This is a genomic window from Vibrio campbellii CAIM 519 = NBRC 15631 = ATCC 25920 (genome assembly GCF_002163755.1).
GTDB classification, from domain to species: Bacteria; Pseudomonadota; Gammaproteobacteria; order Enterobacterales; family Vibrionaceae; genus Vibrio; species Vibrio campbellii.
On the sequence record NZ_CP015863.1, the window covers coordinates 2379501 to 2402971 of the forward strand.

General features: G+C 46.3%; 19 protein-coding genes. 4 read left to right on the forward strand and 15 right to left on the reverse strand.

Translation table 11 applies throughout. The annotated features are described in order from the left end of the window. Positions 1-127: 127 nt before the first annotated feature. Positions 128-1234 (reverse strand): response regulator, encoded by a 1107-nt coding sequence (locus A8140_RS11390; protein WP_005536901.1) that lies wholly within the window; start codon positions 1232-1234, stop codon positions 128-130. 284 nt (positions 1235-1518) lie between these two features. On the opposite strand from A8140_RS11390, the gene A8140_RS11395 reads away from it, so the two are divergent. After that, positions 1519-2394, forward strand: a complete 876-nt coding sequence (locus A8140_RS11395) for a LysR family transcriptional regulator (protein ID WP_005432984.1) — start codon at positions 1519-1521, stop codon at positions 2392-2394. A gap of 75 nt (positions 2395-2469) precedes the next feature. Here A8140_RS11395 and purF read toward each other — a convergent pair whose 3' ends face one another. From purF to fabB, 10 genes are all read right to left on the reverse strand, one after another. After that, complete coding sequence (purF, locus tag A8140_RS11400) at positions 2470-3984, reverse strand: amidophosphoribosyltransferase (RefSeq protein ID WP_005536896.1); 1515 nt, start codon at positions 3982-3984, stop codon at positions 2470-2472. 36 nt (positions 3985-4020) lie between these two features. Then, entirely contained in the window at positions 4021-4512 is a 492-nt protein-coding gene (locus A8140_RS11405; RefSeq protein WP_005432921.1) for a CvpA family protein, read from the reverse strand. 61 nt (positions 4513-4573) lie between these two features. Beyond that, positions 4574-5167, reverse strand: coding sequence for an SPOR domain-containing protein (locus tag A8140_RS11410; protein WP_005536829.1), 594 nt, complete (start codon positions 5165-5167; stop codon positions 4574-4576). A gap of 14 nt (positions 5168-5181) precedes the next feature. Then, positions 5182-6444: a bifunctional tetrahydrofolate synthase/dihydrofolate synthase gene (folC, locus tag A8140_RS11415; protein ID WP_005536827.1), complete on the reverse strand. Its 1263-nt coding sequence runs from the start codon at positions 6442-6444 to the stop codon at positions 5182-5184. 46 nt (positions 6445-6490) lie between these two features. Next, positions 6491-7417, reverse strand: coding sequence for an acetyl-CoA carboxylase, carboxyltransferase subunit beta (accD, locus tag A8140_RS11420; RefSeq protein WP_005439795.1), 927 nt, complete (start codon positions 7415-7417; stop codon positions 6491-6493). 195 nt (positions 7418-7612) lie between these two features. Continuing rightward, the gene (truA, locus tag A8140_RS11430) at positions 7613-8407 is read right to left on the reverse strand and encodes a tRNA pseudouridine(38-40) synthase TruA (RefSeq protein WP_005536822.1); all 795 of its coding nucleotides are present in this window, start codon (positions 8405-8407) and stop codon (positions 7613-7615) included. A 90-nt stretch (positions 8408-8497) separates the two neighbouring features. Then, the gene (locus A8140_RS11435) at positions 8498-13000 is read right to left on the reverse strand and encodes a FimV/HubP family polar landmark protein (RefSeq protein ID WP_087490654.1); all 4503 of its coding nucleotides are present in this window, start codon (positions 12998-13000) and stop codon (positions 8498-8500) included. A gap of 198 nt (positions 13001-13198) precedes the next feature. Then, on the reverse strand, positions 13199-14212 hold the full coding sequence (locus A8140_RS11440) for an aspartate-semialdehyde dehydrogenase (protein WP_005536449.1): 1014 nt from the start codon (positions 14210-14212) through the stop codon (positions 13199-13201). After that, the gene (locus tag A8140_RS11445; protein WP_005536450.1) at positions 14209-15342 is read right to left on the reverse strand and encodes a 4-phosphoerythronate dehydrogenase; all 1134 of its coding nucleotides are present in this window, start codon (positions 15340-15342) and stop codon (positions 14209-14211) included. The genes A8140_RS11440 and A8140_RS11445 overlap by 4 nt, the downstream gene beginning before the upstream one ends. 327 nt (positions 15343-15669) lie before the next feature. Further along, the gene (fabB, locus tag A8140_RS11455; protein ID WP_005536451.1) at positions 15670-16881 is read right to left on the reverse strand and encodes a beta-ketoacyl-ACP synthase I; all 1212 of its coding nucleotides are present in this window, start codon (positions 16879-16881) and stop codon (positions 15670-15672) included. A 128-nt stretch (positions 16882-17009) separates the two neighbouring features. Between fabB and mnmC the strand changes: the two genes are divergently transcribed. After that, the gene (gene mnmC / locus A8140_RS11460) at positions 17010-19028 is read left to right on the forward strand and encodes a bifunctional tRNA (5-methylaminomethyl-2-thiouridine)(34)-methyltransferase MnmC2/FAD-dependent 5-carboxymethylaminomethyl-2-thiouridine(34) oxidoreductase MnmC1 (RefSeq protein ID WP_005536452.1); all 2019 of its coding nucleotides are present in this window, start codon (positions 17010-17012) and stop codon (positions 19026-19028) included. 228 nt (positions 19029-19256) lie between these two features. On the opposite strand, the gene A8140_RS11465 is transcribed toward mnmC, so the two are convergent. The 3 genes from A8140_RS11465 to A8140_RS11480 all read right to left on the reverse strand — a co-directional run bounded on the left by A8140_RS11465 (position 19257) and on the right by A8140_RS11480 (position 20768). After that, complete coding sequence (locus A8140_RS11465; RefSeq protein ID WP_005531160.1) at positions 19257-19781, reverse strand: NADPH-dependent FMN reductase; 525 nt, start codon at positions 19779-19781, stop codon at positions 19257-19259. Between the two features lie 177 nt (positions 19782-19958). After that, entirely contained in the window at positions 19959-20222 is a 264-nt protein-coding gene (locus A8140_RS11475; RefSeq protein ID WP_005433127.1) for a YfcL family protein, read from the reverse strand. Positions 20223-20237: 15 nt separating this feature from the next. After that, entirely contained in the window at positions 20238-20768 is a 531-nt protein-coding gene (locus A8140_RS11480) for an elongation factor P hydroxylase (RefSeq protein WP_005531159.1), read from the reverse strand. Positions 20769-21097: 329 nt separating this feature from the next. On the opposite strand from A8140_RS11480, the gene A8140_RS11485 reads away from it, so the two are divergent. Further along, positions 21098-21721, forward strand: a complete 624-nt coding sequence (locus tag A8140_RS11485) for a trimeric intracellular cation channel family protein (protein ID WP_005531158.1) — start codon at positions 21098-21100, stop codon at positions 21719-21721. 85 nt (positions 21722-21806) lie between these two features. On the opposite strand, the gene aroC is transcribed toward A8140_RS11485, so the two are convergent. Then, complete coding sequence (gene aroC / locus A8140_RS11490) at positions 21807-22892, reverse strand: chorismate synthase (RefSeq protein WP_005433120.1); 1086 nt, start codon at positions 22890-22892, stop codon at positions 21807-21809. Between the two features lie 291 nt (positions 22893-23183). Between aroC and A8140_RS11495 the strand changes: the two genes are divergently transcribed. Then, positions 23184-23411 carry a hexameric tyrosine-coordinated heme protein gene (locus tag A8140_RS11495; RefSeq protein WP_005531157.1) on the forward strand — a complete coding sequence of 76 codons (228 nt, stop codon included), beginning with the start codon at positions 23184-23186 and terminating at the stop codon, positions 23409-23411. The last annotated feature ends 60 nt before the right edge of the window (positions 23412-23471 follow it).

Below are 23471 nucleotides of genomic sequence, written 5' to 3' on the forward strand. Positions count from 1 at the left end.
AGTTTTACAGGCAAAGCCGAAACGGATGATAACCACCTACTGAAGTAGGTGGTTTAGGGCTGAAAATAAAAAAGCAGCTTCAAAAAGCTGCTTTTTCACAGTGATTGGTAGCCGCAGTTATTGATAGTTACATCAGGCGGTTTAATCGGCTGATGTTAAGACTAAAGCTCGATGAACCAAGACAACCGATAGAGAGTTGCCCGTTGGTTTTCAGAGGTAAATCTCTTGTAATGAAATTTTTCAAACTTCCATCACCAAGTCTATTTGCAGCTGCTATGTGTTGATTTTCATGGCCATTAGACCACTGACTATCAAGCCCCGCAGGCAGAATCGAAACCGAAGCCGAGGCTAGATCCGCAATACCAAAAACGGCATCTACTGCGCCCGCACACTCAGAGCACTGAATGCCCTTTTCGATGATTTCAACCATGTCTTTCAGATCGGCGCTAAAGCTTTTTAAGTTACGTAAGTAATCATCGAACAACGCACGGACTAATAGCGTAGTCGCCACACCGTCTTTGTCTAACGAAGCTGAATCCACCAGGTAGAAAGCGAATTGACCGTTCATCAACCATCGATAATCAAACACTAAAGGCATGACATCGGTGGATTGAAGTAAACGATACGAGCAATTCCAATCACCCTGCGACGTGTCTTTCTCAGGGAGCAGAGCATGAAGCAAGTCCCGCGCTGCGTTTGGATTTTCTTGTAGATACTCCAAATGCCAATGAAGTTCTTGTTCATCTGGCATTTCCCCACCGTCATCAACACGAAACCACTGACTTGAAAAGTCGCGTTGCTCCGCAAAATGACAGTCTGAATCCTCAAGCGTGTTTTCTATCGCTTTAGACAAATGTTCATAGTTTCCGATTGGTTTTGGTAAAAAGTCTTTGATGCCGAAACGCAATGCTTTCGCAACGTCTGACATCTCATCAGTCCCAGAAACGACGATTAATGGCATCGACGGATACTCTAGACTAACTTCCTCGACAAATTCGATCCCGTCTAAAACGGGCATAGATAAGTCACACAAGACAAGGTCTGGGTGGCATTCCCTTAGTTGTTGAAGCGCCTCAAGGCCATTCTCAGCTTCGACTACCTTAAAACCCTGACTTTCCAAATAAGCACTAGTCACTTTGCGAAATATCGGGTCATCGTCCACCAACATGATGAGTTTTTGATTGACCATTTCTTGCGCCGAGACCATTGCCGTTTGACTGTGAGTCTTAAACATACCTTTGCACCTCACAAAGCTCAGTCAAAAAACAAATTTCTACGTTATTATTTTTGTTGTATTTACATCTTACAAAACGTTATGCAGCAAGACGTCAGGCCCTTTCACCTTGTTATAAACCCTAGCCTTAAATTGACGTTTATACAAATATTCCATGGTTTATCAGTGTTTACTAAAAGCGCTATGCTGTGTTCAAATGGTGCAACATGTTGACTTAAAGCAAACTTTGATCACAAAGTTAATTATAAATTAGCCATAAACGGTAGTTTAATGTGTCTGGAAATATGAAATTAGATGATCTAAACCTATTTCGATTGGTTGTCGAAAATGGGAGCTATACCGCAACTTCGCGAAAAACCATGATTCCGGTGGCAACCATCACCCGACGCATTCAAGCGCTAGAAGACTCTGTCAATCTTCGATTGCTGAACCGTCACGCGCGTAAGCTTTCTCTGACTGAAGCAGGGGAACGCTTTTACCATGAATGCTCACCACTGTTGCAACGCCTAACCTCAACCGCTGAAGAGATTACGGATGACTGTCGTGGGGCATCGGGCAAGATAAAAATCTCTGCCCCGTACAACCTGACAAAGCGCATGATGATGCCAATGTTCAATGCGTTCATGAAACAGTACCCAGATATCAACATCGAACTGACAACGGAAAGCAATGCCGATCAACTTGATCCTACTGAGTGGGATGTGATCTTCCGTGTTGGTCCACAACGTGATTCAAGCTTGATTGCACGTAAAATCGGTGAAGTGAAAGACATCCTGGTCGCTAGTCCTGATTACTTGAACGCAAACCCAGCGCCAAATCATGCTGAAGAGCTTTCTAACCACTCTTTGCTAAAAGGCTCACCACTCATCAAGTGGACCCTGATCAACAGCAAGGGCGAGTCTGTGGTGAACGTAGAACGCGGCCGTTTCCAAGCTAACGCACTGAACGTAGTACGAAGCTCTTGTTCAGAAGGTTTAGGTATTACTTTGATGCCTGACGTGATGATCAAAGAGTACATCGAAAGTGGTGACCTAGTGCGTATACTGCCTGATTGGAGCGCAAACCCGCGCGACATCTACATGCTGTACAACCACAAAGATCACTTACCAGAGAAAGTGCGCTTGTTCATCGACTTTGTGATTGCTTACAACATTCACTAAGCTGAAAAACATAAGCGAATAGAAACAAAAAACCAGAGCCTTGACTCTGGTTTTTTATATCTTGAGAAGTGCTATTTAAGCGCCTTCATTGTGCAGCTCTAGGTTCGCTAGGTCTTGCTGGATCTCACGCTGTACTTTCGCATCGTCATTGCGAAGACCGTCCAGGAAATCAAGGTATTGTTGGTCAATATCACCCGTTACGTACTCACCGTTAAATACCGATGTATCGAACTGAGTGATGTCTTGGTTGCCAAGACCTACTGCCTCAACTAAGTCATCGAGACGCTGGTAGATAAGCGCATCCGCACCAATTTGTTTACAGATAGTATCGTTATCACGACCATGTGCAATCAGCTCTGCTGCACTCGGCATATCGATGCCGTAGACGTTCGGGAAACGAACTTCTGGCGCAGCAGAAACCATAAACACTTTGTTCGCTCCTGAGTCACGAGCCATCTCGATGATCTGCTCAGATGTGGTGCCACGAACGATAGAATCATCAACAAGCAGAACATTCTTACCTTTGAACTCTGAGCGAATCGCGTTCAGCTTACGACGTACCGATTTCTTGCGCTGCTGTTGACCAGGCATGATGAAGGTACGGCCTACGTAGCGGTTTTTCACGAAACCTTGGCGGTATGGCTTATCGATCGCTTGAGCAATTTGCAGGGCAATATCGCAAGAGGTTTCTGGAATTGGGATAACCACATCGATGTCCAGATCGGCGTAGTCTTCACTGATGCGCTCACCAAGCTTCTTACCCATTTCAACGCGCGCACTGTAAACCGAAATCTTATCGATGAATGAATCCGGACGAGCAAAGTAAACGAACTCAAAAATACATGGGTTCAGTTTTGGGTTGTCTGCACATTGCTTGGTGTAAAGCTCACCGTCAAATGTCGCATAAATCGCTTCACCAGGTGCCACATCACGCATGAAGTCAAAACCAACTGCATCAAGTGCAACAGATTCAGAAGCAACCATGTATTCTGTTGTGCCATTTACTTCGCGCTTGCCAAGACAAAGCGGACGAATACCGTGTGGGTCGCGAAATGCAATCATACCGTGACCGATGATCATTGCCGTTACCGCGTATGCACCGCGGATGGTGCGATGTACGTTAGTGACAGCGCGGAACACATCTTCTGAAGTGACGTTGCCTTTGACTGTGTCAATTTCATGAGCCAATACATTGAGCAGCACTTCTGAATCTGAAGTAGTGTTAACGTGGCGGCGATCTTTTTCAAACAGTTTCTGACGAACTTCGTGTGCGTTAGTCAGGTTACCGTTGTGGGCAAGTGTAATACCGAAAGGAGAGTTTACGTAGAAAGGTTGAGCTTCTGAGGCACTTGAGCTGCCAGCGGTAGGGTAACGAACATGGCCAATACCTACCTCACCTTGTAAGCGTTGCATGTGTCTTGCTTCGAACACATCCTTCACTAAACCGTTCGCCTTACGCAGACGAAAACGATTGCTTTCTATGGTACAAATACCAGCGGCATCTTGGCCACGATGCTGTAACACCGTTAACGCGTCATAAATAGACTGGTTTACAGGCGTTGTGCCCACGATTCCAACAATACCACACATGTCCTAATCCTCGATTTGCGACAGTAGCTGGCACTACTAGATAGTGCCAGACAGAAAACTTGATGTTGCTTTTAAATGCTCGAAGAATGGGGCGATGATACGGCTGAACTCAGGGACCAACTGTGACTCTTTCCACCAATCCGAGCTTGGGAATGCAGTAAACGCATCCATAAAAAACAGCACCGCAGAAACAATCAGTACTCCGCGTAAACCACCAAACACCACACCGAGAATTCGATCGGTACCTGACAGTCCTGTTTTTTGTACCAGTTGACCAATGACGTAATTCACCACTGCACCAACCACTAGGGTTGCGACGAATAACGCCGCAATTGCGGCTCCGTTTCGAAACATTTCGTCTTCGATGTTGGTGAAATACACCGCCAATTTGGCGTAGTAGTTACTGGAGATAAAAAATGCTCCGAACCAAATCACCAAAGACAAAGCTTCTTTAGCAAAACCGCGAACTAAACTGATCAGAGCTGAAAATCCGATCACACCTAAAATGACAAAATCTAACCAATTCATGTTTTCTTCATCTTAAGTTGGCGCGCATTTTAACAGAAAAAATGCTGACGCAAACGTTTTCTTATGGATTTAATGGCTTAAATTTAAGCAATTGACCTTTTGAGCCTGTAATTTTTTGTAATTCCTTGACCTGTCGTTCAAGTTTACTTTTTGATACATCAGGACCAACAATCACTCGAGTAAAGGCTGTCTCTTTTTTTACATGAGCTTGGTAACCACGCTTCTGCAAATCCTCTACCAGTGCAACTGCATTCTCATGATTTTTCAGTGCCATCAACTGAATGATCCAGGCGGAATCTTCATATTGATTTTTTTCTTCAACCGGACGAACAGCAACTTCAACTTGTTCAGGCTGTTTGACTTCTTCCGGTTGAATCGCAGGCTCCGATTCTGGCTGTGAAACTGCGACATGAGGCTCTTCAGGTTCATTCACCGTTGCCGTTACCGGAGATTCAGGCAAAGAGACATCATCTTCTACAGGCTCGAGTATTTCGAAGTTCTCCACATCGCTATCAAGCTCAGGTTTGATAGGAATACTGGCAAACTCTTCTTTGTAGTGCAGTTTCTTACCATCTAGGACATCAGGAAGTACGATGACCCCCACTGCTACTAGAATGATGGTGCCGACTAAACGACTTTGGAATTTACTTGCCATCAAATTACCTTTGATTACTCATTATTTGATTGCCAATGCTCCAACACTTCGCCCACAGTATGGAAGGATCCAACCACCAGAATGACATCATCTTGAGCCGCGTGAGTTTTCGCACTCTCAAACGCCTCTACTGGAGTTAAGAACTGAACTTGACCTTGAGGTAAGTATTGGCACAATTCATCTGCTGTTGCCGCACGTGGGCCAGTCAGCGATGCTGGGTACCATTGTGTTGCAATTGGGGTTAATGCTTCGATTGTTGCCTTGATGTCTTTATCATGCAGCATAGCCACCACAACGTGGATGTTTTTATCCGCGTATTGGCGTTTGACCTTCTCAACTAAGTATTCTGCTGAGTGAGGATTGTGTGCGACATCAAGAACGATTTCTGGACCCGTTTGCAAAACCTGCATTCGGCCAGCTAGGCGAGCATTATTCAAGCCATTAACGATATTAATGTCAGTGATTTGCAATTCTGAAGCGCCAAGAGCCATTAATGCTGTCGCCGCATTTGGTAACGGTAGCGATGGGACCGGCAGGTCTTCTAGTGCAAATGCGCCACTGGTCCACTTCCAACCTTTCTCAGTCAACTGGTAATCAAACTGGATGCCGACTTGGAAGAATTCAGCTTGAATGTCATCTGCGTGTGCTGCAACAGTTGCTGGCGGCGTTGGTTGGCCACAAATCGCCGGCTTACCCGAGCGGTAGATGCCCGCTTTCTCAAAACCAATCACGTTGATGTCATCGCCCAGCCAATCAACATGGTCGATAGCCAAGCTGGTAATCACTGATACATCGTGATCAACAACGTTAGTCGCATCTAAGCGGCCGCCGAGGCCAACTTCTAACAGAACCACATCGACTTTCTCAACTTGGAAAATACGAAGTGCGGCTAGCGTACCGAATTCAAACAAGCTTAGGCTGATATCGCCGCGTTGTTGCTCAACGTAGTCGAACGCTGCACAGTGCTTGCTGTCTTCTGCATCGACTCCGTTAATACGAACACGCTCATTGTAACGAATTAGGTGTGGTGAGCTGTAAACGCCCACTGAATAACCTGCATCTAATAGAATCGCTTCCATTAACGCGCACGTCGAACCCTTGCCATTGGTGCCGGCAACAGTAATCACAGTAGGAGCTGGTTTGGTAAGGCTGGCTTTTTGCGCTACCGCTTGAACGCGGTCTAAGCCAAGGTCGATAGCTGAAGTGTGGAGATTTGTTAAATAATCAAGCCACATCGTTAGAGGGGATGTGGCTTGAGGAATAGAGTTTTGGGTCATCTAACTTTAACCATTAATTTCTTTGGTTTTTATGTTAGCTAATACTTTACCCTTTTTCGTCCGCTTCTGGTACAGAATATGGTTCTTCATTTGGAGATTCGTTAACCGAAACCACCATAGGAGACTTGTGGTTAGTTAGCTTAGCCACTAGCCCCCCCACACGCTGACGCATTTCACGACGGTCAACGATCATGTCAATCGCGCCGTGCTCAAGAAGGAACTCACTACGTTGGAAGCCTTCAGGAAGATCTTCACGTACTGTCTGTTCGATTACACGACGACCTGCAAAGCCGATAAGTGCTTTAGGTTCGCCAATGTTGATGTCACCTAGCATTGCCAAACTCGCTGATACACCACCCATTGTTGGGTCAGTCAGTACAGAGATGAATGGTAGGCCTTTGTCAGAAAGACGCTCAAGTGCTGCACTGGTTTTCGCCATTTGCATTAGAGACATCAGAGCCTCTTGCATACGTGCTCCGCCACTTGCTGAGAAACAAACAAGCGCACAGTTGTTTTCAATTGCTGCTTCTACCGCTTTAACAAAGCGTGCACCAACAACAGAACCCATTGAACCGCCCATGAAAGAGAATTCAAACGCACACGCCACTAGTGGCATGCCCAGCAATTCACCTTGCATTACGATCAGTGCATCTTTCTCGCCGCTGCTCTTTTGTGCAGCAGAGATACGCTCTTTGTAGCGTTTAGAATCTTTAAACTTCAGTTTATCTTGTGGCTCAAGTTCAGTGCCAAGCTCTACGCGTTCACCTTCATCTAGGAATGTTTCTAGACGACGACGCGCTTTCATGCGCATGTGGTGATTACACTTAGGACAAACTTCTAGGTTACGCTCAAGCTCAGCATGGTATAAAACCTGCTCACAAGAAGTACATTTGGTCCACACGCCTTCAGGGATAGAAGCTTTACGTGAACTTACTAGGTTGCTTTTCTCTAAAATCTTTTCAAGCCAACTCATGGAAGACCTTTTCTCTCAACTCTTCCGCTTCATTGCGAAAGATATAAATTCGGAATATTGCGGATGGATTAAAACATATCTTGCCGCGACTGTAGATAAAAAACTGGTTGTACCTATTTTTGATATCATTAATAACGTACAGTTTCTGTACGTATCCAGTCTAAAGTACCGATATTTTGAAACAAAATCGCAAATTTAGTTCAAATTATCGGGCAAAAATAACGGACCGATCGGCACACGTGGTAATCCGAACTCTTCTGGGTAGTCCACATCCACCAAATATAGGCCCTCAGCTTTGGCCGTTGCGCCTGCTAATTTGCGATCTTTCGCTTCTAAAAGTGACTTGATCCACTCTGGCTTTTCTTCGCCTCGACCCACTTTAATGAGACTACCGGTAATGTTGCGCACCATATGGTGTACAAAAGCGTTCGCTTTAATATCAATCACGATGTAATCACCATGACGAGTCACGTTCAAGTGCATCATGTTTCTGCATGGGCTTAATGATTGGCAATGTGCCGCACGGAATGAACTAAAGTCATTCTCACCCAGTAGATACTGCCCTGCTTCATGCATCTTCTTCTCATCGAGTTCACCATGGTAGTGGCTCACACCAGAGTTCAAAATACCTGGGCGCAGTGCGTGGTTGAAAATAATGTAGCGGTAACGACGTGCGGTTGCTGAGAATCGAGCATGGAAATCATCGTTCACTTCCACTGCCCAGCGGACAGCGATATCACTTGGCATGTTCGCGTTTGCGCCCATGGTCCAAGCCACCATTTTACGACTCACGTTGGTGTCAAAGTGAACAACCTGACCAGTGCCATGTACGCCAGCATCGGTACGACCCGCACACTGTACTTCGACAGGATGGTTCGCGACCACGGACAATGCTTTTTCTAGCTCTTCTTGGACACTTTTCACGTCTCTTTGGCGTTGCCAACCAAAGTAGTTTGTACCGTTGTATTCGATACCTAATGCGATTCTCATTTTAACCTTCGAACTCTAAAATGGGGCGGGAAGTATATACGTAACTCCTTCCAGATACAAAAAAGGGCAGCGTTTGCTACCCCTTTTTTCTTATCGACCGTTAATCGTATCGATGAGACTCTTAGCCTCTCGGCGAATATCATCTTCCCCGTAGACGATAGCTTCCTCTAATAGTTTAATCGCACCTTGAGGATCGTTCATTTCAAGGTAGATTTTTGCTAGATCGAGCTTACCTGCGGCTTCTGCATTGGTATCTACGTCGACATCACCAATATCGCCAATCACATCCGGGAACTCATTCAAACCCACGTCAAGTTTGAGCTCTTGCTCTTCAAACTCACCACCGTCTTTGTCTACCTGAGCCATCAACTCATCAATGGTCATAAATTGATTTTTCTTCGGATCAAAATCGGTTAGGTCGTCTTGCTCACCCCAGTTTTCTTGCGCGATCTCTGGCTGTGCCAGTGCTTCTGATGAACTCCATACTTCACGCTGGTCTTCTGGAACCTCTGCCGTTGACGAGGTGTTTTCTGGCGACAGCTTAAAGCCATCCCAATCGTCACCAACATCCAGCATGGTTTCAAAGTCCATACCTGCACTTGCAATTGTGTCACTGTCTAACTTGCCATCAAATACTTCCGATTCCGCGTTTTCAGACAACAAGTTCGCCATCGCAGACTCTTCAAAGTCATTTAATTCCGACTCCAGGTCATTGCTCGGCTCAGGCTCTAAATCGGCACTGAAAGCTTCTGGTTGCGCGAAAACTTCAAACAGAGCGTCATGGTCATTCTCTGCTTGTTGTACCGCTTGAGAGACTTCTGAGTGCTCTTTAACAACCTCAGGTTCAACAGTGTCAGAGTCAGAACTTGCTACCTCTTCTGTCACTGATGCCAAAGCATCTTCTTCATTGAACTCTGGTAGTTCGAAGTCATCGAAGTTGAACTCTTCTTCTGCTTCCGCAACTGGCGCTTGAGGTTCACCGATTTCAGATTCCGCAAGCGCTGGCTCTTCAGCCATCGAAGCTAATGCATCTTCTTCGCTGAACTCTGGAAGCTCTAACTCATCGAAGTTGAACTCTTCTTCTGCTTCCGCAACTGGTGCTTCAGGCTCAGCGGTTTCAGACTCCTCAAGCGCAGACTCTTCAGCCATAGAAGCCAGTGCATCTTCTTCGTTGAACTCTGGCAGCTCTAACTCATCGAAGTTGAACTCTTCTTCTGCTTGCGCAACTGATGCTGCAGGCTCAGCGGTTTCAGATTCCGCAAGCGCTGGCTCATCGGCCATTGAAGCTAATGCGTCTTCTTCGTTGAATTCTGGCAGCTCTAACTCATCGAAGTTGAACTCTTCTTCTGCTTGCGCAACTGGCGCTTCAGGCTCAGCGGTTTCAGGCTCCTCAAGCGTAGGCTCTTCAGCCATAGAAGCCAGCGCGTCTTCTTCGTTGAACTCTGGCAGCTCTAACTCATCGAAGTTGAACTCTTCTTCTGCTTCCGCAACTGGCGCTTGAGGTTCACCGATTTCAGATTCCGCTAGCGCAGGCTCACCGGCCATCGAAGCTAATACGTCTTCTTCGTTAAACTCTGGAAGCTCGAACTCATCGAAGTTGAGCTCTTCTTCTACTTCAGCAACTGATGCTTCAGGCTCAACGGTTTCAGATTCAGCTAGCGCAGGTTCATCGGCCATCGAAGCTAATGCGTCTTCTTCGTTAAACTCTGGAAGCTCCAACTCATTGAAGTTGAACTCCTCTTCGTCAACATCAGCATCAGTTGAGCTTGCCGCCACCGGCTCTTGTTCAACTTTGCTCTCAGATTCGATCTCATCAACAAGCCAATCCTCTTCTTGAGGAATTCCAAATTCGTTTTCAACCGTATTTGGTGTTGGCGTGAACACTGGAGCCAGTTCTGGTTCTGCGTCCGGTTCTACAATCGTTTCTTCTTGTGGCGCTAATGCTTCAGGCAGATCAGGTGAATGCTCTTCAAGCGTATTCTCGGTAACTTCGTTGTCTTGAATTGGCGCTTCAAATTGCTGCTCTTCAGTGTCCGTTTCTGATGCTTCTTCACCGATCAAAGCATCCAGTTCTGCTGCAAAGTCTGAACGCTCTTGTTCACTTGGTAACAGAGCTTCATTGTTACTTTCGAATAGCTCATCCAGCTCCGTTATTAACGGATCATGCTCAGGGGATGCGTCTTCTAGATCATCAAGGAAATCGTTGCTATCAAAGTCGGCAATAGATTCGGCTGCTTCTGAGTCAAGTTCGTCGTTTGATGCTTGTTCTAACGATTGTGTTTCAGCCTCTGGCTGATTTTCACTCAATAACGCATCGATATCCAAACCAGAGTCTAAACCCAGCGCAGCCTTTTCATCTTCTAGATCAACAACAGGCTCAGCATCCATCACTGGTTGAGATTGAGGCAGTACTTCCTCTACTGCTGGCTCTAAATCATCAAAACCTAGCGAAGCGAGAAGATCGTCATCGCTCTGTGTAGCCGCTGTTTGCTCTGTCTCGTCACCTTCACGAATCAATTCATCAAATGGGTCGATTTCACTGCTTGTTTCGTCCTGCTCTTCTACGCTTTCGTCGCTAAGCAGTTCGTCCAGCAGATCAACACTGTTTTCATCAATGTCTTCAAGAGAATCGTCACCATCGAACCCCGACAGCTTTTCTAGCTCATCAAGCGGGTCAAAGTTATCATCGGAGGAGTCTTCATCATCGAAGCCAATGAGCTCATCAAGTAAATCTGTGCTGTCTTCATCGATGGTAGGCTCTTCGCTTAAACCTGCGATGTCTTCCAACTCTTCAAGTGGATCAAGTTCGTTAAGCGGTTCGCCATCGTCTTCACCGATCAACTCATCAAGTAACGCAGATGCTTCTTCTTCACTTGAATCGCTATCAGATAAACCAGATAACGTTTCTAGCTCATCAAACAAATCATCATCAGTGTCTTTTGGCGTTGGCTGTTCATACTGTGCAAGCAACTTGTCGATGTCGTCATCTGTCGCTTCACCTGCTGAGAACGCACTCTCAGACACCGCTGACTTGTCATCCTCAACGTCTAAGTTGAGATCATCACCATCAAGATCGGCGAATAGGTCATCCAGCATAGCTTGGTCGACGGCATCATTTTGTAGCGCTTCTGCTGGCTCATCTGCGGCAAGCAATTCTGCGAAAGCATCATCAGACAATGCATCCGAACCGTCTTCGTCAGAAAGATCGAAGCCTGCATCATCATCGTCATCCAACACTTCCAGCTCTGGCGTGACTTCATCAAGCGCACGCTCCATCTCTTCAAGACCAAGGGCTTTTTCTTCACCGTTGACCTTGATGCCGTTGCTGGAAGAATCGAACTCATCGAAACCGACGTCTAGTTCACCATCATCGCCGATACCAGCAAATGGATCTTCGCCATCATCACCCTCTAGGTTGAAGTCGAGGTCATCATCATCTAGGTTACCGAAAACGTCCTCTTCTTCAGGTTGCTGCTCTTCTTGCCCAAATAGGTTTTCTGTTTCGTCGTCATCGCCAAACAGATCGTCATCAAGGCTTAGCTCTTCATCTAACTCATCCGCAGCAGCTAGACCAATAGGCGCAGCGAGAGGATCAACGTTTTGCTGTTCTTGCGTAGCCGCTTCTTCCTCTTTCGCCTTAGAACGACGGCCAAGTAGCATGACAACGAGTAAAGCGATTAGCGCACCTGGGATTAATGCAGCAAGACCGACAAGCCAACCATTCGATAGGATTTTATCCATCGTACTTGGCTGCATACGTTGTTGTTCAGCAACACGCTGACGCTCCTCAGCCAACAGTTTTTCTACTTCTGAGCGAATACGCTCTTCGTCATTCAACGACGTTTTTAGCGTTTCAACTTCGCTTTGTACCTCAGAAAGCATCAAACGCAGACGATGGTTCTTCTCTTCCAGTGACTCTAACTCACTGTGCGAACCTTGCAGCTTGTCTTTTAGCGCGCTGATCTGTTTCTCACCCTTAGGTGATGTGGTCACCGCTGGCACCGGCGTAGTTGGTTCAACCACTTTAATCGGTTGCGGTTTTGGTAATTCCGGCTTATTCGGCTCAGTTTTAGGCTCTGGCTTTGGCGCTTCAACCACAGGCTTCGGCGGCTCAACTTTCGGTTTTGCAGGCTGAACAGGCGTTGGTTTAGGCTGAGTAAGGCGAGCTTCATGCGCTTTCATGATCGCGACGGCTTGCTCTGTCGTCGCACTTTGAACCTGGTCAAGAGAAGGCACGCGAAGACGACTACCAGGGATCAATTCATGGATATTTTGGTTATCAAACGCTTGAGGGTTGATACGGTAAATGGCGAGTAGCGTTTGTTGTACAGAAACATTTCGAGATGGTCGCAATTCAGACGCAATCGACCAGAGAGTCTCGTTTTGACCAGTCGGACCGAAGAAACGCGACGGTTGATCATTTTTAGGTGGAGCGGGTAACGCTCGTTCAATCTCCTCAGCATAGCTTGGAGACGCTTGCACTTCACCAGAGGGTCCAACAAGACGAATACCTTCGGCTTGAACCGCTGACGATGTCTGAGTCGCGCTCATCAGCACAAGGGCTGCTAACAAACGCTTATAATTTTGACGCATAGAAGGCTCAGTTAGGTGCTAGTAACAATTTGAAATGGTGATCGGTTAAATATATCGGATAAAGCACGCAAAACTATAGCGTTGAGGGCAAAAAATGTGTGGCTCTCACCATATTCGTACTAATCTCACACAATTTTACGCCGTTCGAACAAAAAAGCCCCGCATAGTGCGAGGCTTAAAGGTTCTAGCGAGGTCGACTTAGTAGTAGTCGCGGATCAGAACTTCTGCGATTTGAACTGCGTTAGTTGCTGCGCCTTTACGAACGTTATCTGCAACAACCCATAGGTTTACGCCGCTGTGATGGCTGATATCGTTACGGATACGACCTACCATTACGTGGTCTTTACCGCCCGCATCGCGAACTTGTGTTGGGAAGTCTTCACCGTGGAATACTTCGATACCGTCAGTTTGCTCAAGCAAGTTAACGACTTCTTGTGCATCGATTGGTGAACGCGTTTCAACGTGAAGTGCTTCTGCGTGGCCATAGAATACTGGTACACGAACACACGTTGGGTTTACTGTGATCGATGAATCGTTGAAGATTTTTTGCGTCTCCCACACCATTTTCATTTCTTCTTTGGTGTAGCCGTTTTCCATCATCTGGTCGATTTGTGGAATACAGTTAAACGCGATCTGCTGAGAGAATTGCTTCTTGTCAGCTGGCAGGCCGTTTAGCAGCTTCGCTGTTTGACCTGCTAGCTCATCAATACCCGCCTTACCCGCGCCAGAAACCGATTGGTACGTTGACACGTTAATACGCTCAATACCCACTGCATCGTGAATAGGCTTTAGTGCCACCAGCATTTGGATGGTTGAACAGTTCGGGTTCGCAATGATGTTACGGTTACGGAACTCTGCAATCGCTTCTGGGTTTACTTCTGGCACAACAAGAGGAATGTCGTACTCGTAACGGAAGTGTGACGTATTGTCGATAACGATAACGCCTTCGTCTGCTGCGATTGGTGCCCATTTTGCTGACAGTTCACCACCAGCAGAGAACAGAGCGATGTGTGCTTGTGACCAATCAAACTCTTCCACGTTTTGTACGCGAATTGTTTTACCATTGAAGCGGTAAGTCTTACCTTCACTGCGTTCACTTGCCAACAGGAAGATTTCGCCTACTGGGAATTTGCGCTCTTGAAGCACTTCCAAAATTGTTTCACCGACCGCACCGGTCGCACCTAATACGGCAACATTGTATTGCTGGCTCATTGACTTACCTCAACCTGAAAACCTAGTTCTGCTAATGGTGCAAGATTGCATGTTTCGTTACCCATTAGCGTGACAGCGCTGTACTCGCGGCGATCCCAGTAGTTTTTACGCATCAGGTCAAAAGAACCTGGCTTACTGATTTCGCGGCGGAAAAGAGCGTCATCTTTACGCACATCATAGATTAACTGCGTGATGTTGTGCAGCGTTGCTTCATCCCATGCTCTGTCCAATACCATAGTAGGGACAGGCGCGGTTGGCAGTAAATCGCTGGCATGCGCACGTAATTCGTTATTTAAGAACTCACAGTAGCTGTTGAAAATCATCGTCGTACCGCGAGCTTTCCCTTCCAGACCATAGCCTGCAACGTGAGGGGTTGCGAATGCTAGCAGAGGCAGAAGCTCCATATCAACCTCTGGTTCAAATTCAAATACGTCGAGTGCCGCTGTAAAGCCGTCGTTTTTCAGTAAACGTTGCTTCAGCGCTTGGTTGTCCACAACTGGACCGCGTGCCGCATTGATAAGAATTTGATCGCTACGAAGACCATTTAACACCTTCTCATCAATCAAATGATGCGTTGGGTGTGGGCCATCTTTAGTGATAGGTGTGTGCAGCGTGATGATGTCAGAACGTTCGATGAGCTCTGCTAGCGGAGTGAAACTGCGAGAATCGCCCTCTTCTTGTTTGAATGGGTCATTGATCAGCACCTTGATACCCATGCCTTTCAAACATTTTTCAAGGTAACTACCTACTTGGCCCGCACCGATGATACCAACGGTTTTATCGAAAACTGAGAAGCCTTGTTGTTGCGCTAGCACCATCATTACGCTGAACGCATACTCGGCAACGCCAACTTTGTTACAACCTGGCGCAGCGGTGAAGAAAATGCCTTTCTCTTGCATCAACTTTTGGTCGACATGATCCATACCCGCCGTCGCCGTACCCACGAACTTCAGCTTGTTTGCTTTGCTAACCAGTTCTGCGTTTACTTTAGTAACCGAGCGAATCATTAGCGCGTCAACATCAACTAAATCATCAGCGGTGAGTGTACGACCGGGTTTTAGAATCACTTCACCGAGTTGGCTGAATAGCTCTTCAGCGTACGGCATATTTTCATCAACAATAATTTTCATAGCGCCAGCGTTTAACATCCATTTGTATGAGTTCGTTTATTCGCAAGATGCGAAGCTAAAGCGATTTTGCCCTTTTCTTGAAAAATCTCAACAACTATACCCAAGTGACTTTCAAAAACAGGTTTCAGAAAAGAAAAAGCCCGGCTAAATTAGCCGGGCAAAGTTCCAGAACAAAAGGATCCTATCTCGCTCTCCTTGGGATAGAGTCTGCGTCTGTTCGATCAGTTTGACTGATCAAGCTCTGGAAACTGGTTTGTTGGTCCGTTTACGCCGCTTGGGAAATCACAGTGATATTCCGACCAACAAATTCAGTTAGCTTTGGGTCGCTTACGCTTGGTACTTTTTGATTACTAATGTCGCGTTTGTACCACCAAAACCAAAGCTGTTTGACATAACTGTCGTTAGCTCAGCGTCACGAGCTTCCGTTACGATGTCTAGACCTTGTGCTGCTTCATCCAAGTTAGAGATGTTCACACTCGGTGCAATGAAGTTGTTGTCTAGCATTAGCGTTGAGTAAATCGCTTCGTGAACGCCAGCTGCACCTAGTGCGTGACCTGTCATTGCTTTTGTAGCAGAAATCGCAGGGCTGTTGTCGCCGAATAGCTCTTGGATAGCGCCTAGTTCTTTCACGTCACCTACTGGAGTAGAAGTGCCGTGTGTGTTGATGTAGTCGATAGCGTCAACATCTTGCATTGCCATCTTCATACAACGAACTGCGCCTTCACCTGATGGTGCTACCATGTCGTAGCCATCAGAAGTCGCGCCGTAACCTACGATTTCACCGTAGATTTTCGCGCCACGTGCTAGTGCGTGCTCTAATTCTTCGATAACCAGCATGCCGCCGCCGCCAGAGATAACGAAACCATCACGATCTGCATCGTAAGTACGAGATGCTTTTTCTGGCGTTTCGTTGTACTTAGTAGATAGTGCGCCCATCGCATCAAACATCATTGTTTGAGACCAATCTAGCTCTTCACCACCACCTGCAAATACGATGTCTTGTTTGCCAAGTTGGATAAGCTCCATCGCGTGACCGATACAGTGTGCAGACGTTGCACATGCTGAGCTCATTGAGTAGTTCACACCACGAATCTTAAATGGTGTTGCAAGACACGCCGATACTGTTGAAGACATAGTACGTGGAACCATGTAAGGACCTACGCGTTTTACGCCTTTCGCACGCATGGTGTCAGTTGCTACTGTTTGGTTTAATGCAGAAGCACCACCAGAACCAGCAACGATACCTGTACGATCGTTTGAAACTTGTTCTTCAGATAGACCAGCGTCTTCAATTGCCTGCTGCATTGATAGGTATGCATAAGCAGCCGCATCACCCATAAAGCGCATCTGCTTACGGTCAATAAATTCTGCAGGGTTGATTTTCAGATCACCCCATACCTGCGAACGCAGACCGTTTTCTTTAAACTGCTCAGACGCAGTGATGCCAGATTTGCCCGCTTTAAGAGACGCTAGAACTTCTTCGACGTTGTTACCGATACTTGAAATAATACCCATACCGGTGATTACGACTCGTTTCATTATGACATTCCTATAATTCAAAAATCCGCTAGATAATAACCAAGATAGTCAACAAAAGTGGTCAGCTTTCCCATAAATTCGTACAATCGCCGAATTCTAACCGCGCCAAATCACATATTTGCACCATTATGACTTCGATTAAAAATGCAGAACTTGGTTGGAACGAAGCTGGTACACCGGTTTCTGACCAATTTGATGATGTTTATTTCTCCAACGTAAACGGTCTCGAAGAGACGCGTTACGTGTTCCTCAAACAAAATCATCTACCAGAAAGATGGCAGGAATTTGACCAAAGACGTTTTGTTATTGGTGAAACCGGATTTGGCACAGGGTTGAACTTCTTAGCCGTGTGGCAATGGTTTACCGAATTTCGTCTCGAATATCCAGAGGCAACGCTAAAAGAATTGCATTTCGTTAGTTTTGAGAAGTACCCACTTAGCAAAGCTGATTTAGAAAAAGCACATCAATCTTGGCCAGAATTGGCAGAGTTTGCCGAAAAGCTGCAACAGCACTACCCAGCCGCTGTGCCTGAGTGTCATCGCATTGTTTTAGAAGACGGCGCTATCACGCTCGATCTATGGTTTGGCGATATCAAAGACTGCATGCCGCTTGTTCCTTATGCTGAGCAAGGCTTGATTGATGCTTGGTTCTTAGACGGGTTTGCTCCAAGCAAAAACCCTGAGATGTGGAACCAAAACCTATTCAACGGCATGGCAAAATTGGCGAAACAGGATTGTACGGTCGCAACCTTCACGGCAGCGGGCTTTGTGCGTCGCGGCTTAAACGAAGCGGGCTTTACAATGAAGAAAGTCAAAGGCTTCGGCACCAAGCGTGAAATGATCGCAGGTTCGATGGAGCAACGTGAAGCGCATTCAAACCACCTACCTTGGTTCAACCGCACAGCATCGACCAATCATGATTCCATAGCGATTATTGGTGGCGGCATCGCCAGTGCAGCTCTGGCTAAAACGCTGGTTCGCCGCGGTCAGAATGTCACGCTTTACTGCAAAGACGCTCAACCCGCAGAAGGCGCGTCGGGCAATCGACAAGGTGCTGTATACCCATTGTTAAATGGTCCACACAAAGGCGTTTCACGCGTGTTCGCTCCGGGCTTTTTGTTTGCCCGTCAGTTTGTTGACCAAGCAGCGCAAGATACCCAATTCGATCACGATTGGTGTGGCATCACTCAGTTAATGTGGGATAACAAATCCGCTGACAAGTTAGAGAAAATGCTCGCAGGTAATTTCACGCCAGAGTTGATTCACAAGCTATCTGCTGAAGAGACGGCTGAAAAAATTGGCTTGCCGATCGATATTGCATCAGTCCACTACCCTCTTGGTGGCTGGTTATGCCCTGCTGAGCTCACTCGTGGCTTGATTGCTCAACTGGAAAAAACAGAACTTTTTGAAGCGAAGTTCGAGCACCAAGTCGAGTCACTAGATTGGGATGAAGAGCGCCAGATTTGGACATTGAAAGCGAACGGTCAAAGCTTTGAGCACTCAACCGTGGTGGTCGCTAACGGCAGTGAATTCCAAACACTCAGCCAAACTGCCGATCTACCAATGGGGCAGGTAAAAGGCCAAGTGAGCCATGCACCTGCAACTGAAACCTTGTCTAAGCTGAAAACAGTATTGTGTTACGACGGTTACATGACGCCTGTTAACCCGAATAATCAGCACTTGTGCATCGGTGCAAGCTACGACCGCAGTCACCTAGACTACGAGTTTGATGAAGAAGCGCAGAAAGACAACGCCGACAAATTGGTGAAGTGTTTGCCGAATCAAGGTTGGACAAAAGAAGTGGATACCTCTGGTAACTTGTCACGCCAAGGCATTCGCTGTGTTAGCCGTGACCACCTGCCGTTTGTAGGTAACGTAGGCGACTTTGAAACCATCAAAACGCAATATGCGGATCTGCAGAATCAACAAGAACAAGACGTTGAAGCGATTCACCAGTTCCCTAACCTATTCTGTTTCCTGGGCTTAGGTTCTCGTGGTTTGAGTTCTGCGCCTCTAATGGCCGAAGTGTTGGCATCACAAATCTGCGGCGACCCATTACCACTGCCTGTCGATGTGCTGACTGAGCTGCACCCTAGCCGTATGTGGGTTAGAAGACTGCGTAAAGGTAAAGCGATTACTGAGTTGTAACGCTTTTCGAATACGCAAAGAACCCCTCCTAGCCTCCCCTTAAAAAGGGGAGGAACAAGTTCTTAGCCCCACATTCGTCCTCCCTCTTTCCAAGGCTGAGCTCGTGAGGGTTGTTCTGAGTCCTCCCCCCCCCCCCCTTTGTCTCGTCTTGAAAAATGGAAAAGCAAGTTATGGACTCCGCATAGTCCTCCCCCTTTCTAAGGGGGAGTTAGAGGGGGTTACCAGTTTTTAGTTCAATGCTGCCACAGCCGCTTTCACCTGCTCTGCAATTTCCGCATTACGGAACTGACCTGTTTCCAAATCAAAGTTATCGTAAAAGCTCGGAATAGATTGCGATGCTTTCACTTCAGCACCAAAGTAAGGCGCAGAGCCTGTTGCCGCAGCGAGTACAGTTTGTGCCCCACCAGGACCAGGGGATGTCGCTAGGTATACTGCTGGTTTGTTTTGGAATACGTTGCGATCGATGCGTGTCGCCCAATCGAATAGATTCTTATACGCCGCTGGGTAAGAGCCGTTATGCTCAGCAAAAGAAATCACCAAAGCGTCCGCGGTTGCGATGTCAGCAAGAAACGCTTTTGCGTCTTCCGCCTGACCGATTTCCTTCTCTTTGTCTTCACTGAACAAAGGAACATCATAACTATTGAGGTCTAACACTTGGACTTCTGCACCCTCGACAAGGTTAGCAGCGTAAGTTGCAAGGGTTTTATTGATAGAGGTAGAGCTAGTAGAAGCGCCGAATGCGATAATTTTCATGGTTGTAATCCTTTGTTCAAGTCTTGTACTAACAAGAGTAAAAGGTGAGCCCAAGTGCCACAACCACAAAAATTTTAAGGAGAGATTCGAAAATTTCGAAGGAGTTTAATTCAACTCTTTATTGCTTCAACCAGAAACTTAGATCTGCCAATCGAAGCATTTATAACTGAATGAGACTTAAGCTTGCGCTTGAAGCTCTTGCCATAGATCGCTCACGATCACGCGATCGGCAGGCGTCAATTCTGAACGCGCTTCTTCAAGGCTGTTTTCAATGCGAGACTTCAGCTCAGTTACATCGTTAATGCCTTCTTCTTCACACGCTGCAGCAGACAGAGAAATGTGACCACGCAAATAACCACCAGCAAACAATTCATCATCCGATGCCGTTTCAATGCGAGCATCAATCAGTTCTAGTAGTTTTTCTTCAAATTCAATAATCATGGAGCTTCTCTGAGGTTATTTAACGATAAAGTCAGACGTTTCCAGCGGCTTGGTTTGGTAAAAGGCACACAACGCATCCGATAGCATTTTTACGCGTGGCGGAAGACCGTTTTCTAGAATACCCATTACTTCATTGTGCACTTTGTGCATGAAACCAAGACGATCTGGTTCAAAATCGCCGTGTAGATTGTCACAACTGACGCTAAAAGGGAAGTCAGCACTTTTCGCTAGAATCCACTCATACGCTTGAGGGCGAATTTCCACTTTTTCAAATTCAGCTTGAACCTCGGCTGTACGGCCGTCAGGTTCATACCAGTAACCAAAATCTTCCAGCAAACGACGTTCTGGTCCCGCTACACACCAATGGGCAATCTCGTGCAGCGCTGACGCGTAAAAACCACGAGCAAAAATAATCCGATGATGCGGATGCTCTTGGTCTGCTGGTAAATAAATTGGCTCATCACCACCAAGCTCCAACTTGGTATTAAAAGTTTCAAGAAACGTGTCGTTGAAGATGGCGATAAGGTCTTGATATTCGTGGTTCATCATCGACTCTGTACTTCAAATTGATATGCGGTGCGCATTGTCGCTGTTTTTCTTCAACAGGTAAAGCCACACAACAAGTTTGGTTATTAGCTGAATTTATCTGAAAGTCGCTTTCTCCATACTATTTCTCATTCGTCACAGATCACATTTCCCACTACACTCACGCCTTATTTTTAAGCTTAATGATGGCGATATCAACGCCACTTAAAGCGAGATTCTTTTAGGGTTTAAGCCCCTTCCTCAAGGCTTAAATCTTGTTGGTAAGTTTTGCTGCTGTTTTCCTTAATCTCAAGGACTGAGACAGCGCCCTTTTATTTGAGTGTCCCCTTATGCTGCTAAGTGTGTTGTATATCATTGGTATCACGGCTGAAGCCATGACTGGTGCGTTGAGTGCTGGTCGAAGAAAAATGGATTGGTTTGGTGTTATGTTGGTAGCCAGTGCAACGGCAATTGGCGGTGGTACGGTGCGCGATATTCTTTTAGGTCACTACCCTCTAGGCTGGGTGAAGAACCCTGAATTCCTAGCAATCACATGCGTTGCGGGTGTACTGACAACTGGCTTGGCGAAATGGGTAATTAGGCTGAAAGGTCTATTTATTCGTTTGGATGCACTTGGCTTGATCGTATTTAGCATCATCGGCACCAAGGTAGCAATTGGTATGGGCTTACACCCTGGCATTTGTATGGTGTCTGCACTAGTCACTGGTGTATTTGGTGGTCTGCTACGCGATTTGATTTGTCGTCAAACACCGCTTGTGTTGCATGAAGAGCTTTACGCATCGGTGGCACTTATCGCATCAGGTTTATACCTAGCGCTACTTGAGTTCAACGTACCAGATGTAACCGCGACGATTGTCACTCTGATTACTGGTTACATGCTGCGAATGGCTGCAGTACGCTTCAAATGGCGCTTACCTTCATTCCACTTGGAAACAGAAGGCTCGATTCACTGATTCGACTCAAAAGCTATTGAAAAGAAATGAAAAAAGGCTGCTCACTGAGCAGCCTTTTGTGTATCTATCGATTTAAGTTTCAAACTTAAATCTTTGGAGTCTCGGTTTGTACGCCATGATTTTGACCACGGTGGCGTAACAAATGATCCATCACGACAATAGCCAGCATCGCTTCTGCAATAGGCACAGCGCGGATACCCACACATGGGTCGTGACGACCTTTAGTGATCAATTGAGTTGGCTCACCTTCTTTAGTGATGGTTTCACCCGGAACCGTAATGCTTGACGTTGGCTTAAGCGCAATGTTTGCAACAATCTCTTGACCGGTAGAGATACCGCCAAGAATGCCGCCTGCGTGGTTGCTACCGAAGCCTTCTGGAGAAAGCGTATCACGGTGCTCGCTGCCTTTTTGGTTTACCACATCAAAACCGTCGCCGATTTCCACGCCTTTCACCGCATTGATGCTCATTAGCGCATGCGCAATGTCTGCATCCAAACGATCAAATACAGGCTCACCAAGACCAACAGGTACATTCGTTGCCACAACCTGAATTTTAGCGCCAATAGAGTCGCCTTCTTTTTTCAGGTCACGGATAAGTTGATCAAACGCTTCCACTTTGTCTGCATCTGGGCAGAAGAACGCGTTGTTTTCGATTTCATTCCAATCCACTTTATCGATTGAAACATCACCCATTTGTGACAAGTAAGCGCGGATTTCGACACCGAACTCGTCTTTCAGGTATTTCTTAGCGATTGCACCAGCCGCCACACGCATTGCCGTTTCACGAGCAGACGAACGGCCGCCACCTCGATAATCGCGCACACCGTATTTTTGGTGGTAAGTGTAATCAGCGTGTCCAGGACGGAACTTGTCTTTGATGTCTGAGTAGTCTTTAGAACGCTGGTCTGTGTTCTCAATCATCAGACCAATTGAAGTGCCTGTAGTTTGACCTTCAAATACGCCAGAAAGAATTTTTACCTCGTCCGGTTCACGACGTTGGGTAGTGTAACGTGATGTGCCAGGACGGCGACGGTCGAGATCCGTTTGCAGATCTGCCTCAGTGATTTCCAAACCTGGAGGGCATCCGTCTACGATACATCCTAGTGCGATACCGTGACTTTCTCCGAATGTCGTTACTCGGAAATGTTGTCCGATACTGTTTCCTGCCATTACTTCCTCAAGTTTTTTTCGTCATGCTCTAGTGAGCGTAACTGCTTTTCAATTATTCGTGGAATCATAGTGGCGGTATTACGTTTTGATGTAAAGCCCGATCTCAAAGGAAAAGAAAAATAGCGGAATGACACTCATTTCATCGTGTCACTTTATAGGGAAGGCCAAACACATAAATTAATCGAGAAAAAGCAGAAAATTAATCGATTTAATTCCTTAGGTAGTTTTATAAAATTAGGATATTTTCAAAAAATCGAGTGTAACATTTTTATCATTAGATGAGGCGCGACAATGGAGCAGTGGTTACCAAGCTTAATTACAGAAAATCCAACAGAGGGGTTTGAACTAGCAATCAAACTCAGCAGAATGGGAGTAAAGAAAACACAACCTAGCATGGATGTATTACACAAACTAAGACCTGAATACTCAGAAAATGCGGCACTACTAATAGAGTCTTCAAAAACAATTGCTATGCATTTTCAAACAATTTCACAAGCAAACAATTTCTGGAAAGAGTAATTTCCCCTCTTTAACTGTCTCAAACCAAGACCTAAGAAGTCGTTTGATGTGGTCAGTATT